The 13,583-nt window shown below is 66.5% G+C and carries 13 protein-coding genes; 5 read left to right on the forward strand and 8 right to left on the reverse strand.

The window, feature by feature from the left end; all coding sequences use genetic code 11:
• Positions 1-41: 41 nt before the first annotated feature.
• Both AC3A4Z_RS07105 and AC3A4Z_RS07110 read left to right on the forward strand, forming a co-directional pair.
• Entirely contained in the window at positions 42-509 is a 468-nt protein-coding gene (locus AC3A4Z_RS07105) for an LpqB family beta-propeller domain-containing protein (RefSeq protein ID WP_498710928.1), read from the forward strand.
• Positions 506-2,215 carry a DUF5671 domain-containing protein gene (locus AC3A4Z_RS07110; RefSeq protein WP_498710929.1) on the forward strand — a complete coding sequence of 570 codons (1,710 nt, stop codon included), beginning with the start codon at positions 506-508 and terminating at the stop codon, positions 2,213-2,215. Before AC3A4Z_RS07105 ends, AC3A4Z_RS07110 begins: the two co-directional genes overlap by 4 nt.
• On the opposite strand, the gene AC3A4Z_RS07115 is transcribed toward AC3A4Z_RS07110, so the two are convergent.
• Genes AC3A4Z_RS07115 through AC3A4Z_RS07150 form a run of 8 tightly spaced genes read right to left on the reverse strand, consistent with a single transcriptional unit; the run spans position 2,201 to position 9,789 of the window.
• Positions 2,201-3,277 (reverse strand): L-idonate 5-dehydrogenase, encoded by a 1,077-nt coding sequence (locus AC3A4Z_RS07115; protein ID WP_498710930.1) that lies wholly within the window; start codon positions 3,275-3,277, stop codon positions 2,201-2,203. The two genes, AC3A4Z_RS07110 and AC3A4Z_RS07115, sit on opposite strands and share 15 nt — an antisense overlap.
• Positions 3,277-4,047, reverse strand: a complete 771-nt coding sequence (locus AC3A4Z_RS07120; protein ID WP_498710931.1) for an SDR family oxidoreductase — start codon at positions 4,045-4,047, stop codon at positions 3,277-3,279. The genes AC3A4Z_RS07115 and AC3A4Z_RS07120 overlap by 1 nt, the downstream gene beginning before the upstream one ends.
• Entirely contained in the window at positions 4,044-4,985 is a 942-nt protein-coding gene (locus AC3A4Z_RS07125; protein ID WP_498710932.1) for a 2-hydroxyacid dehydrogenase, read from the reverse strand. Before AC3A4Z_RS07125 ends, AC3A4Z_RS07120 begins: the two co-directional genes overlap by 4 nt.
• A gap of 51 nt (positions 4,986-5,036) precedes the next feature.
• Positions 5,037-5,786: an SDR family oxidoreductase gene (locus tag AC3A4Z_RS07130; protein WP_498710933.1), complete on the reverse strand. Its 750-nt coding sequence runs from the start codon at positions 5,784-5,786 to the stop codon at positions 5,037-5,039.
• A 56-nt stretch (positions 5,787-5,842) separates the two neighbouring features.
• Positions 5,843-7,183, reverse strand: a complete 1,341-nt coding sequence (locus AC3A4Z_RS07135; RefSeq protein ID WP_498710934.1) for an MFS transporter — start codon at positions 7,181-7,183, stop codon at positions 5,843-5,845.
• A 56-nt stretch (positions 7,184-7,239) separates the two neighbouring features.
• The gene (locus AC3A4Z_RS07140) at positions 7,240-8,271 is read right to left on the reverse strand and encodes a 5-oxoprolinase subunit C family protein (protein WP_498710935.1); all 1,032 of its coding nucleotides are present in this window, start codon (positions 8,269-8,271) and stop codon (positions 7,240-7,242) included.
• The gene (locus tag AC3A4Z_RS07145; protein ID WP_498710936.1) at positions 8,268-8,999 is read right to left on the reverse strand and encodes a 5-oxoprolinase subunit B family protein; all 732 of its coding nucleotides are present in this window, start codon (positions 8,997-8,999) and stop codon (positions 8,268-8,270) included. The genes AC3A4Z_RS07140 and AC3A4Z_RS07145 overlap by 4 nt, the downstream gene beginning before the upstream one ends.
• A 1-nt stretch (position 9,000) precedes the next feature.
• Entirely contained in the window at positions 9,001-9,789 is a 789-nt protein-coding gene (locus AC3A4Z_RS07150) for a LamB/YcsF family protein (RefSeq protein ID WP_498710937.1), read from the reverse strand.
• Positions 9,790-10,309: 520 nt separating this feature from the next.
• Between AC3A4Z_RS07150 and AC3A4Z_RS07155 the strand changes: the two genes are divergently transcribed.
• The 3 genes from AC3A4Z_RS07155 to AC3A4Z_RS07165 all read left to right on the forward strand — a co-directional run bounded on the left by AC3A4Z_RS07155 (position 10,310) and on the right by AC3A4Z_RS07165 (position 13,445).
• Positions 10,310-11,230 (forward strand): LysR substrate-binding domain-containing protein, encoded by a 921-nt coding sequence (locus tag AC3A4Z_RS07155; protein WP_498710938.1) that lies wholly within the window; start codon positions 10,310-10,312, stop codon positions 11,228-11,230.
• 181 nt (positions 11,231-11,411) lie between these two features.
• Positions 11,412-11,591, forward strand: coding sequence for a hypothetical protein (locus tag AC3A4Z_RS07160; RefSeq protein ID WP_498710939.1), 180 nt, complete (start codon positions 11,412-11,414; stop codon positions 11,589-11,591).
• A gap of 237 nt (positions 11,592-11,828) precedes the next feature.
• Positions 11,829-13,445 carry an HNH endonuclease signature motif containing protein gene (locus AC3A4Z_RS07165; RefSeq protein ID WP_498710940.1) on the forward strand — a complete coding sequence of 539 codons (1,617 nt, stop codon included), beginning with the start codon at positions 11,829-11,831 and terminating at the stop codon, positions 13,443-13,445.
• Positions 13,446-13,583 lie beyond the last annotated feature (138 nt).

The following is a 13,583-nucleotide window of genomic DNA, read 5'->3' on the forward strand; positions in this document are numbered from 1 at the left end:
AGACACAAGCGAAAAAGGCCTGCAACCTGCATACTTGCGCCATGAGTGACGCAGCGCGAAAACCGGACCGGATCCTTCTTGTGCTGGTCGGCGTGATCGGGCTGCTGGTGGTGGTAGCCCTTGCCGTGGTGTTTTCCCGCGGCGGGCCCGAGCCGCTGGAGGAGGCCAGCCCGGCAGGCACAGTGCAGCGGTACAGCAATGCCGTGATCGACGGCGATACGGCTGCGGCTGACGCATTCCTCACCGCCGCTGCCAGGTCCCAATGCCGCGGCACCTACTCCGGCGAGCCAAGGCCGTCCAGGGTTGTCCTGATTTCGACAACGGAACGTGGAGACCGGGCCACGGTGCGGGTTTCGATTGTCCAGTCGTCCCAGGGCAGCGGCCCCTTCGGTCCCTCGGAATACGAGATGGAGGACGCCTTTACCCTGGTCAAGGAGCGCGGCACCTGGAAAATAGAGCAGGCTCCGTACCCGTTGACATCCTGCACCGTGGTTCCGGCGAAGCCATGACCGCCCTCGGCCATGTGACAGCCAGCCCCGCCCAGGCCACTCTGCGCCGGCTGATCCAGTACCTCCTGCTGTTCGCTCTGGTGGTGATCGCCGCGTCCGGACTCAGCCGGCTGCTTGAACGACTCTTCGCCGCCGGGTCCGTGCTGGCAGGCGCCGATACCGCAGGGCTGGCCCTGGCTTTGGCGTTCACCCTCATCGGCGGGCCGCTGGCCCTGCTGCTGTGGTGGCTTGTCTGGCGGCGGTTCAGCGACGAGGCGGAGCGCACGGCAACAGGCTGGGGCCTCTACCTCACGGCCATGTACGCCGTCTCGCTCATCATCGCCACCACCTCGCTGCTGGGGCTGGCAGCATCCTCCATCGGCCGGACCGGGAACCAGTGGGCCCCTTCCCTGGCCAACGGAATCGTGTGGACTGCCATCTGGGCCTGGCACCTGTGGATGTGGAAACACCCGAACAAGCCCACCGGCCACCTGCAGGATGTCCGGGCCGTGGTCGGGTCGGTTTTCGGACTGTTCTTGGGCGCTGCGGCAGGGATCGCAGCCCTGGCCGGCCTCCTCGACGTCGCCATCCGCGGATTCCCCCTGACTGCGGCCATCGAACCATGGTGGTACCCGCCGCTGCGCTCCCTGGTCTGGGCAGCCGGCGGGATCGTGGTCTGGTGGTGGCATTGGGTCCGGGAAGGCGGCCGCCGGTTCCGGACCCGCTTCGTGGACGTGGTGATGCTCGTCGTCGGGATCTTTGCCGGCGGAATCACGGCCCTGGCCGGTGCCGCGGTGGTCCTCTTTGTCCTCCTGAGGCTGGCCTTCGACAGGTCCGATCCCTTGAACGGACTACTTGAACCCCTGGCACCAGCGGTGGCCGCCGCGCTGGTGGGGACGCTGGTGTGGCGCTACCATCGCGTGACGTCCGTCCGGCGATCCCGCGACACGCGGCGGGCAAGCCAGCTGGTCACGTCGGCGGTTGCGCTCGCCGCTGCCGCGTCCGGCGTCGGCGTGATCGTCAACGCCCTGCTGGCCGCCGCAGTGTCACCCCTGGCAGGCGGCGCCACCCGCACCCTGCTCCTCGGTGGCATCAGTTCGCTCGTGGTGGGCGGGCCGGTGTGGTGGCTTGCGTGGAAGCCGCAGCACCGGCCGGAAACCGCGGGCGCCATCCCGCCCGGACGCCGGCTCTACCTCATCGCGTTCTTCGGTGTCAGCGCGGTCGTCGCACTCATCACGCTCCTGGTGATCGGCTACCGCATCTTCGAATTCCTGCTGGGAGGCGTTTCCGGCGGCAGCCTGCTGGATCGCATTCGGGCTCCGCTTGGCCTCTTGGTGGCTGCCGGGCTGGTGGCTGGCTACCACTTCGCGCAGTGGCGGCACGACCGCACGCTCCTCGCTGCCATGGAGCACGCCAAGCGGCGGACCATCGACCACATCACGCTTGTAACCGGGCAGCCGGAGGCTGACACCCTGGCGACGGGCATTGCTGACGCCACGGGCGGGGCCAGGGTCACCGTCTGGGTCAGGGCGGACGACGGCGGCGCGGCCCATCCGTCGTCGAGTGCGGCTTCCGAGCGGGCTGGTTCCCCTGCTGCCGGCGAAACCATAAGCCGGGTGGCGGCTGCCCTGGAACCGGTCACAGCGCAGCATGTGCTGGTGGTTCTTGGCCCCGATGCGCGCCTTGAAATCATCCCGCTGACGGGCGCTGGTTCACGGCGCCAGTGATCCGCTGCCAGCGCCGAAGCTGAGCAGGACTTTCTCTGATTCCGCGGAGTTCCGGGCCACACTGAAGGCTTGCAGCGCGTCCTCCACCGGGTATTCGTGCGTGATGACGGGCTCGATATGCAGGGAGCCGTCGGCGAGGGCGGCGATGACGTCGTCGATCTCGTTATTGAACCGGAACGAGCCCTTCAGCTCGAGCTCCCGGGTGATGGCCAGCGAGATCAGCACCGGTTGCGGCCCGGTGGGCAGCAGCCCCACCATCACCACGGTGCCGCCGCGGGTGGCGCCCTGGATGGCGGACGCCAGGCCATGGTGGTTGCCGGAGGATTCGATCACGACGTCGGCCTCCACGGCGGCGATCGCGTCGGCGTCCCCCGCGGTGATCACCTGGTCCGCTCCCACGGCTTTGGCGATTTCCAGCGGCCTCTCGTGCATGTCGACGGCGGTGATGTTGCTTGCGCCTGCCCGCTTCAGGACGGCGACAGCGAGCGCGCCGATAGGGCCGCTGCCAATGACGAGCGCGGATTTTCCCGTCACGTCCCCGGCCCTCGCCACCGCATGCCAAGCCACGGAGGCCGGTTCGATCAGGGCGGCGGTGCGGAGGTCGATGCTGTCCGGCATGGTCCGCAACATCCGCGTCGGGAGGTTCACGTAGCGGCTGAACGCGCCATCCTTGTGCGGGAACCGTGCGGCGCTGCCCAGGTACGTGCAGCCAGGCGAAAGGTTGGGCCGGTCCTCCGGGTAGCGTGCGGCGCCAGGGCCGGGGGTTGCCGGATGGACCGCCACCGGTGTGCCAGCTGCGGGGCCGGTTTCGTCAGCAGCGGCACGGACCACAGTCCCTGAAATCTCGTGGCCCAGCACCAGCGGCGCCTTCAGGATGGATTCGCCGGCGGCGCCGTGCAGCCAGTAGTGCAGGTCCGAGCCGCAGATGCCGCCGTAGTGCACCTCGATCACGGCCTCGTCCGGGGCCGGAGCGGCGAGGGCCAGTTCATCGATCCGCAGATCGTTGGCGGCATGGGCCACCACAGCCGGGCCGGTGACAGGCAGTGCCGTATCCAGGGACATCAGACCACCACCGTCATTCCGCCGTCGATGAAGATGGTCTGGCCGTTGACGAAGTCAGACCCGCTGGAAGCCAGCCACACGGCAGGGCCGGCGAGGTCCTGCACGGTCCCCCACCGGTTGGCGGGGGTGCGGCCCAGGATCCAGGAATTGAACTGTTCATCGTCCACCAGGTTCTGCGTCATCTCGGTGTGGATGTAGCCCGGCGCGATGCCATTGATCTGCAACCCGGACGCTGCCCACTCGGCGGTCATCGCCCGGGTGAGGTTCCGCAGCCCGCCCTTCGCGGCAATGTAGGGGGCGATGGTGGGCCTGGCCAGGTCCGTCTGGACCGAGCAGATGTTGATGATTTTGCCGTGCCCGCGCGGGATCATGAACCGGGCGGCCTCCCGGCCCACCAGGAAGGCACTGGTTAGATCCGTGGAGATCACCCGTTCCCAGTCCTTCACGTCCAGGTCCAGCATGGGCACCCGGTGCTGGATCCCGGCGTTGTTCACCAGGATCTCCAGCGGCCCCACATGCTCTTCCACCCACGCAACTCCGCGGGCAGCTTCAGCGTCGCTCGTGACATCGAGGGCCACACTGTGCACCTGCCCGGGCGCGAAGTCGGCAGCCATCGCCGCCGCGGCGTCCTTGAGCCGCTCCTCATTGACGCCGTTCAGCACCACTGTTGCACCGGCGTCGGCCAATGCCCTTGCCAGCGCATTGCCGATCCCGCGGCTGGAACCGGTCACCAGGGCAACCCGGCCGGTCAGGTCAAAAAGTGAGCTCATGCGAACGGACCTGCCTGCACCAGGTTGGCCGGGGCCTGGCCTGAGGCGAGCGCCTCAAGCTGCTTCCGGAGGAGCTTCAGGATCCGCGGCTGGAACGCCGAGGCGTTGCCGCCCACGTGCGGGGTGATCAGGGCGTTGGTGGTGGACCACAGCGGATGGTCCTGCGGCAGCGGCTCCGGATCGACCACGTCGATGGCGCACTGCAGCCGTCCGGAGAGGACTTCCTTGGTGAGCGCGGCCGTGTCCACCACGGAACCGCGGCCCACGTTCACCACCAGGGCACCGTCCGGCAGGGCAGCCAGGACCTCTTCCCCGATCAGCTGGTGGGTGTGCTCATTCAGGGGCAGCACCGATACCAGGATGTCGTGCGAGGCGGCGAGCGCGGCCAGTTCCGAGGACGCGTGGACCTGGCCGTGCTCATCCGTCCGGGCCGAGCTCCCCACGCGGGTAATGGTGACTTCGAAGGGCTCCAGCCGGCGGGCAATCTCGTGCCCGATCCCGCCCACGCCCACCAGCAGCACCCTGCGGTCCGCAAGCGACTGCCGCCGCTCCGGCCGCCACAGCCCGTATTGCTGGTCCCGGACGGCCTGGTCGATGCCCCGCAGCTTGGCGAGGATCAGGCCGATGGCGAGCTCCGCCGTCGCCGCCGCATGGACTCCGGAGGCATTCGCGACGCCGGCCGGGCCGGCTGCCTCAATGACGCCGTCGTACCCGGTGGACTGCGTCTGGACGAACTTCAGCTGCTCCACCTTGGACAGGGACCCGAGCACGGCGCCGGCGCCGATGTACGGCAGGATGACGCCGTCGATCTCCGCCAGCGTCCCGCCGTCGGGATCCTCCTTCAGGTCCCAGACCACTCCCCGCAGGCCCTCGGGCAGGGGTGAGAGATCATCGAGGAGCTGCTGGTCGGGGAAGCTGACTGTGCGGACTGTTTGCATCGGGAACCTATCAATTGGTGGAACTGTTCAAGCGCCGGAGGTGGGGGGGGGCTAGCGCCGGTCGAAGGTGAGGCCGCCGGGCACCTGGAACGTGGGCATGAGTTCAAGCATGCCAACATTTACGTGCCGCGGTGTTTCGATGGCGTAATCCATCGCGTTGACGATGTCATCGGTCGTCAGCGATTCGTAGCCCTCGTAGTAGGTCTTCCACGCCTCCTCCATGGCCTCCGGCGTGCCGCCCATGTTGCGGCCGAAGATCTCCGTCTCCACCCGGCCGGGGCAGATTTCGGTGACGCGGATGCGCTTGCCCACGGTGTCGTTGCGGAGCTGGCGGGAGATCTGGTGCACCGCGGCCTTGGTGGCGTGGTAAACCGTGTGGCCGTAGAAGTTGTACGTGCCGGCGATGGAGCTGACGTTGATGACGTGCCCTCGGTCGCGTTCCACCATGCCGGGCAGCACCAGCCGGGTCAGGTGCAGCAGGCCGCGGAGGTTTACGTCGATGAGTTCGTCGATGTCGCCCTCGCTGGAGTCCAGGATGTTGCCGGGCCGGGAGACCCCGGCGCAGTTCACCAGGATGTCCACTTCAAGGCTTCCGACGGCGGCACTCAGCGCCGCGGTGTCCGTCAGGTCCACCACGTGGGGCACTGCCCCGGTTTTGTCCGCGAGTTCCTTCAGGCGGTCCTCGTTCCGGGCCACGGCGTGCACGGTGAGTCCGCGCTTGGCCAGGCGTTCGGCGATGGCGGCGCCCATGCCGGTGGATGCCCCTGTGACGAGGGCCGTTGAGTAGTCAGAAAAAGTCACGGATAACTCCTATAGGGTGCAGCGCGGGGCTGCACTGGTAGTTGTCTTGGGGTAGGTCAGGCGTCGCGGAGCGGCAGGTGCGCCCGGTCCTTCACTGTGCTGACGGCGGCCAGGGTGCCCAGTGCGGTGATCACGGCGTAGAAGGCGGGCATGTAGATGTTGCCGGTGGACGAGATCAGCCAGGTCATCAGCAGCGGGGCGGTGCCGCCGAAGAGTGCCGAGGAGATGTTGTAGCCCAGGCCGTAGGCGGAGTAGCGGACGCGGGTGGGGAAGAGTTCCACGATCAGGATGTGGATCACTGCGGTGTGGCCGGCGAAGACCACCGCCATGATGCAGGCGCCCAGGATGGCCAAAGCCATCTCGCCGGTGGCGATCAGGGCGTAGGACGGGATGCCCAGGACGGCCATGGCAATCGCGGAACCGGCGATGACCTTCTTACGGCCCACCCGGTCAGAGAGTGCGCCGATGAACGGGATGGCGATGCAGATGACCACCAGGCTGCAGGCGGTGACCAGCAGGGCCTCGCCGATGGTGAAGTTGAGCTGCTTGCCCTTGAGGAAGGTGGGCATGTAAGAGAACAGGACGTAGTAGCCGGAGCCGTTCATCAGCGGGATGAACAGGGCCAGCAGCATGGCGCGGCGGTGTTCTGCGGAGGCGAAGGCTTCCTTGAGCGGGTTCTTGGACAGACCGCCCTCTTCCTTGAGCTTCTGGAAGTTGGGGGTGTCCGCAATGGCCTTGCGGATGTACCAGCCGATGACACCCATGGGGATGGCGACCAGGAACGGAATGCGCCAGGCGAAGGCACCGAATCCGCCGCCGTCGATCGCTGCCTGGGTGAGCCACGGGGACATGGAGAAGGCAACCAGGGTGCCGGTGAGCAGTGCTGCGAAGGAGGCGATCTGGGCGTAGGAGGTGATGATGCCGCGCTTGCCTTCCGGGGCGTGCTCGGCGAGGAAGGTCATGGCGCCGGCAGCTTCGCCGCCCACGGAGAAGCCCTGCAGCAGCCGGAGCAGCACCAGCAGGATGGGCGCTGCGATGCCGATGGCCGCGTAGTTGGGCAGCAGGCCGATGCCGGCCGTGGCCACGCTGATCAGCAGGATGACGAAGACCAGTAGCTTTTGCCGCCCTATCCGGTCGCCCAGGTAGCCGCAGACCACGGCGCCGAGGGGGCGCACGAAGAAGGAGACGGCGTAGCCGGCGAAGACGAACAATAGGGCATTGTCCGGGTTGCCGGGAGCCAGGAAGACAAGGGCAAGGGTTCCAGCCATGAAGGCGAAGATGCCGTTGTCATAAAGTTCCACAAAGATGCCGACGCAGCCGGCCGTGACGACCTTGCGGGTCTGCTTGCTGCTGAGCCGCTCTTGGTGCGGCTGGGCCGCATGCGTAGAGGTGGACATGGCTTTCCTTACTTAAAGGGGATGGTAACAAGGGTTTGACGCTGGGGCGAGGGTGTTTAGCTTCCTGCTGCCGGTGCCAGCCGGGGCCAGCCTGGTTGGTTGCTGTAGTGGTTGCCTGGTTGGTTGCCGACGCCCAGGAGGGCGAAGACGGTACTGACGGTGGAGCGGAGTGTTTCCAGTTCCCGCAGCGCTGCGCGGTGTTTCGCTGTTGCTTCGGGGACGGAAGTTTTGCGGAAGGTGATCTTGTGGCCAGGGCGGGCCTGGGCAAGGACGTCCAGTGAGCGGCTGGTGACCACTGCCAGGACGGGGTAGCCGGCGGTGACTCCCCGGCCCCGGTGCAGCACCAGGAGTTCGTCCCGGGAGGGCACCTCGATGGCACCCACCGGGACGCCGCGGGACAGCACCTCGGCCGTGGACTGGCGTTCGGGAAGTGCCCCGCCCAGCCGCAGCCCGATGTGGTTGCTCCGGGCGCTGACGGTGTACTCGGTGGTGTAGAGCAGGTCCGCGGTGTCGCCGAACTCCTCTATGTCGGGTCCGTCCGTCACTTCCACCACGGCGGTGCTGGTGAACTCCGGGCGGGTGAGGCCAAGGCGGAAGAGGGGAAGGTCGAAGTATGGCTGGCGGATGGGCGGGACGCTGCGGAACGTCTTCACTTCCGTGCCTTCAGTGAGCCGCAGTCCGAAGCCGACGACGGTGTCCGGCGCGCAGCTGCCCAGCAGGACCGGGGCCTCCACTGAGCCGTGGACGGCGATGTAGGCGCGGAGCCCGCCGTCGATCCTTCGCAGCGCCACCGTCTCCCCCGCCCTTACGGACACCGGCTCCCACTGCTGGCACTCGCGCCCGCCCACAGTGAGGTGCAGGGGCGCGCCGGTGACGGCAACGAGGAGGTCCGTGGTGGCCCGCATGCGGAAGTCCAGCGCAGTGACTTCCAGCAGCGGGGCATTGTCAGCGTTGCCGGCAAGGATGTTGGCGGCGCGGGCAGAGAACTGGTCCAGGGCACCGTTCACCGGCAGCCCGAACCGGGGTCCGCGGAAGCGTCCCAGGTCCGTGACCACGGAATTGCCGGGCTGCTGGATGACCAGGCTCATGGTGCTGCCTCCAGTTTCCGGCCGGCGTACTTGGCGAACTCTTCGGGTTGGATCTGGTGGAAGCGGAGGGTGTCGCCGGGGACGTAGGGAACCAGCGGTTCTGCGGCGACATCGAGGACTGCGAGGGGGGTCTGGCCGATGACGCACCAGCCGCCAGGTGCTGCGGCCGGGGCAATGACTGCCTGCCGGCCCGCCACCGAAACGGCCCCTGCCGGCACGGACAGCCGCGGGTCCTTCAGGCGAGGGACGGGGAAGGGGAAATCGGGGCCGTCCATCATGGGCGAGCCGGCAGGGGCGCCGAGGCAGCGGATCACGTAGGACTTGGTGGTGTGCAGCCCGATGATGTCCTCGAGGGAAAGCTGCTGCTGTTCGGCAACGCGCTCCAGGTCCGGGCCGTATTCGCCGCCGTACACCACCGGGACTTGGAATTCCCGGGGTGTCCGGGCCGGGGCTCCGGTGAATTCGAGCTGGCGCAGTCCGAGCAGCACAAAGGCCCGGACCTGGCGTGCGGAGGTGACGCCGGGATCGAATTCCACGAGCAGGGAGTCGTAGGTGGGCACTGCGCCGTGAACGCCGTCGGCACCGGCCGCGTCCAGCCACTTGGCGAGGGCGTGGACGGTGGCCCAGTTGGCCTCCCGGTCCGGGGAGGACGCGACGACGCGCAGTGCGGCGTCACCGGATTCGAACACCTCCACCGGAGGCTGTGCTGGCGTTGGAGTGGCGGACATGTCAGGCGGCTTTCACTTTGGCGGCGAGGACCTGGGCGAGCGGGGCGATGGTGACGCCGGCGCGTTCCAGTTCAGCGCGGACCTGGCGGGCCAGCTGGACAGCGCCCGGGGTGTCCCCGTGCAGCAGGATGGTGTCGGCAACGATCGGGAGATCTGTTCCGGCGACGGTTTCGATGACGCCTTCGCAGACCATGCGGATGGTGCGGTCAACGATGGCTGAAGGATCATGGATGACGGCGCCGGGGCGGCTGCGCGGCACCAGGGTTCCGTCCGCTTCATAGGCGCGGTCTGCGATGCCCACGATGCCCACCGGGAGCTCGCGGGCTGTTGCGGCGTCGGCGAGTTCGCCGTCCTGGGCGAGGACGATGAGGTCCGGGTTGAGGCGAGCGGCCGCGTCAGCCACGGCTTCTGCATAGTCAGGACGCATGGCTACCAGGTTGCCGAGGCGGCCGTGCGGTGCAAGATGGACGACGTCGGCGCCATGGTAGGCGGCGAAAGCGCTGAGGGCTCCGAACTGGTACAGGACGTCGTTGCGGACTTCGTCCGCGGTGAGATCCATGGTGCGGCGGCCAAAGCCCCGAAGGTCCGGGAAGCTCGGGTGCGCCCCGATGCTGACGCCGCGGCGCACGCATTCGGCCACGGTGGCGTTCATGATGTCCGGGTCTCCGGCATGGAAGCCGCAGGCGATGTTGGCGCTGGACACCACTTCGAGCAGGGCCGCGTCGTCACCCATGGAGTAGGCACCGAAGCCTTCTCCGAGATCTGCCACAAGATCAACTGTGGGTCCCATGTGAGCCCTCCTTTGGGGTTTTGGCGCAGCGCTGTACTGCGGCGCAGCGCCTGATGCCTGAAGCGGAAGTGGTGGGGATCGACCGTCGGGGCGCCGATCCCGTTGCCCGGGAAGCCGGGCTTGTAGAAAAAAGTCTGACACCGGGAGTTTGATCACACAAAGACGTAATCCATGTCACGGGATAGGCGGTGGTTATGACCGCCGGGCTGTGGCATACGGACTTCATATGCACCTCCTCCTTTAAAGACCTACGGACCGGCAATACCGGTTATCGACTGCCCTCAAGATAAGTGCCGCAGATTTCCGGAATGTTAAAATAAATGGCCTGGAGGAGTTAGCAGGATAATTATGCAAAATGCATCTGACGTCATCAGGAAAGTGCATGATTGGCCGGGGGTAGAATGACTGATTAGTGAATTAGCGTTCTGGGCAACGGACTTCCGGACACGGATGTTCTGGACAGCGATGTTCCCGACAGGGATGTCCGGACAGCGGCGATCTGCACAAGGAGAGGGCGGCCATGGATACGCGAAAGCTTGCGTACTTTGTCCAGATCGTGGATTCGGGAAGCATCACCAAGGCTGCCGCGGCGCTGCATGTAGCCCAGCCGGCGCTGAGCCAACAGGTCTCGGCCCTGGAGACAGACCTGAAGCAGCGTTTGTTGATCCGCAGCAAGCAGGGTGTGGTGCCAACTGCCGCAGGGCACACCTTGTACCGGCACGCACAATCCATCCTGCGCCTCGTGGACCAGGCACGGCAGGACGTCGCCAAGTCCGGGGCTGCTCCTTCCGGCCGCGTGTCCATCGCCATCGCGCCCTACAGCATGGCTTCCAGCCTGACTCCGCGGATCATCAGTGAAGTGGCACGCAGGTACCCGGACATCGTCCTTCACGTTACGGAGATCTATGGCGGCGTCCTCAGCGAGGCCATCAAGAACGGCCGCCTGGACATGGCGCTCATCTATGAGCCCGGCCCCATCCGCGGTGTGCTGTTCACCACCATGATCGTGGAGGATCTCCATTTCGTGGTCAATGCCAACCGGGAGGACGTCCAGCACGCGGACGGCGAGATCTCCCTGGAGGAAGTGTCCCGCCACGGACTCTTCCTGCCCGAACAGATCCACACGCTTCGCCAGGCTGTACAGGCCGGGCTTACCAGCAAGGGCCTTGAGCTGCGACTGGTGGGCGAGGTGGAATCCGTTCCGTCCCTCGCCAGGCTGCTCCGGGCGGATCTTGGTGCCACCATCATGCCCAAGTCAGCAGCGGATGCCCTGTTCCACGAAGAGGACTTCAACGTCCTGCGGATCGTGGACCCTGCCCTCCAGTGCAAAATCGCCCTGTGCACCCCGGACCACGACCCCCTCTCCGAAGCGGCGTCCGCGGTCCTGCTGGTCCTGAAGGAAATGCTTCAGGAAATGCTCAACAATAAGTACGCCCGCTAGATCTCATAGCACCTGCTTATTGGGTCACGCATCATTGGTCTTAGCGCCAGTTCCACCCGTAATCCTAAAATTGGTTCAAGGCCGGAAATTACGGCCGATCCATTCTTTGAAGGATTAATGGGAGTACGCCGTGAAAAAGATAGACACGTTGCGGAGAATTAGCGGTAAGGGCTTGGGCCTGATGGCCAAAACTGGATTTCACTGCCCGGCAAATGGATTCTGGCGCCCGGAGGACCGCTCCATGGACCCCGTCTTCGTCTTCGAAGGCAGCCTCATGCCCGCAGGCCGGGGCGGTTCCACCGTCTGGCTGCTGGAGGACGCCATGTTCGGGCCGCCGGAGTACCCGCTTCCGGCACGGTAGAAGGCTCTTCCGGGGGATCCTGCCTTTTCCGTCGGGCCAGTTTCCGCAGGGCTGACTCTCCCCTATCCAAGCCTGTCCTTTCGCATCGGGGCCTCCCCTTCCTGCCTCGGGTTCTTGCCCACTCGGGTGCTTGCCACTCCAGTGCTTGCTCCGTATCTGGACAATAGTGCCCGTCCGGGTCATCCCATCCCTGCCCCTCCCTCGAGGAATGTCAGACCCCCTTGTCATGATTGATGCATGGGGAAAGCGGCGGTGGTGAAAGCGTTTGAGGACATCAATGCCGCCCTTGCCGTGCTCAACGCGGAGGCGGAGGGGTGCGGTGCGGAGCCGTTCTCCGTTGCTGATCCGTTGGCCGGGCTGGGAGATGGGTGCCTGGACATCCTTGCGGGGGCGCGGGTGGCGGAGGCCGGGTTCGCCGCTGTGAAGGCCCGGGCTGCGGTGACGTATTCGGACACTGCCCAGGCCATCGCGGGGCCGGACGCCCCGGTGCAGGCGCTGGAAACGGCTGTCGCCGCGGAAATCGGCGCCCTCCTGACCCTCGGTTCCCGGGCAGCCGGTGCGTTCCTGGCCGCCTCCCACACCGTGACCAAAGAGCTGCCGCTGGCCTTCTCGGCGTTGCAGGCCGGAGTAATCTCCTGGCCCCATGCCCTGGTCATGGCGGAGGAAACCGCCGGCCTTGAGCCCGCCGGCGCCGCGGCACTGGAAGCCCACTTCCTGGACCCCGACGTGCCCCGGCCGCCCACGGCCGCCCCGATCGGTGAGCTGCCCGCCTACCGGTTCCGTGCCAAGGCCAGGAACTGGCGGGAACGCCACCACCCGGAATCCATCGAAAAACGCCACGCCAAGGGTGTGGCGGACCGGCGGATGGAATACATCCCGGACCGCGACGGCATGGCCCGGGTTTCCCTGTACGTGCCGGCGGACCAGGCCTCAGCCATCTGGAACCGCACCACCGCCCTCGCCCGCGGCCTCCAAGGCCCCAACGAACCCCGCACCATCACCCAACTCCGCCCCGACATCGCCGCCAGCCTCCTGCTCGGCGCCGGAACCGCAATTCACCCCGGCCCCGAAACCAGCACAGGAGAGGCCATCGCGGGACAAGCCAGCACAGGAGAGGCGGGTGCGGAACAAAACACCCTGGGCCAAGGCGGCGCGGGACAGGCCGGCGTGGAACAGAGCAGCACAGGACAAAGCAGTGGGGTTACCGGCAAGCCGGGTGAAACGTACGCGGGTGCGGTCTTAGGCAACGTCCCTGCACCAAAAGTGGATGTCCTGGTCACCGTCCCGGTGTTCGCGCTGTTGGGCCTGACCGATGAACCCGCAAACCTGGACGGCTACGGTCCGATCCCTGCCTCGGTGGCCCGCAAACTCGTCGCCAACGGCGCCACTTCGTTCTACCGGGTGCTCGTTGATCCACGGGACGGGGCGCCACTGGAAATCGGCCGCACCAGCTACCGGCTCACCAAAGCGATGAAAAGAGCACTGCAGCTCAGGGACGGTAAGTGCACCTTCCCCGGCTGCAACAACCCCTCCCTCGACAACGACACCGACCACCTCACCGCGTGGCAACACGGCGGCACCACTGGGATCAGTAACCTGGCCCAACTCTGCCCGAAACACCACCGCCTCAAACACGCCACCGGATGGACGTCCACCGCGGCCACCCAACACGAACCACCCGGCTGGACCTCACCCACCGGCCGCCATTACAAAGCCGAACACCACGACTGGGAACCACCACACTGGCCTGCCCAACTACAGTCCGCGACTGGGGATCCGCCGGACTTTATCTACCTTGGGCTCTCCCCAGGCGAAGAAGCACTCGAGTGGTTCCTGCACTCCCCACCCGCCTGACTCGCCGCCGGGTTTCGGGTTTCGGGTTGCTCAACCACCGGGTCAGTCCTGCCCAGCCACCGGGTTTCGGGTTGCTCAACCACCGGGTCAGTCCTGCCCAGCCACCGGGTTTCGGGTTGCTCAACCACCGGGTCAGTC

The sequence above is a fragment of the Arthrobacter sp. Soil_C_49 genome (assembly GCF_057656635.1).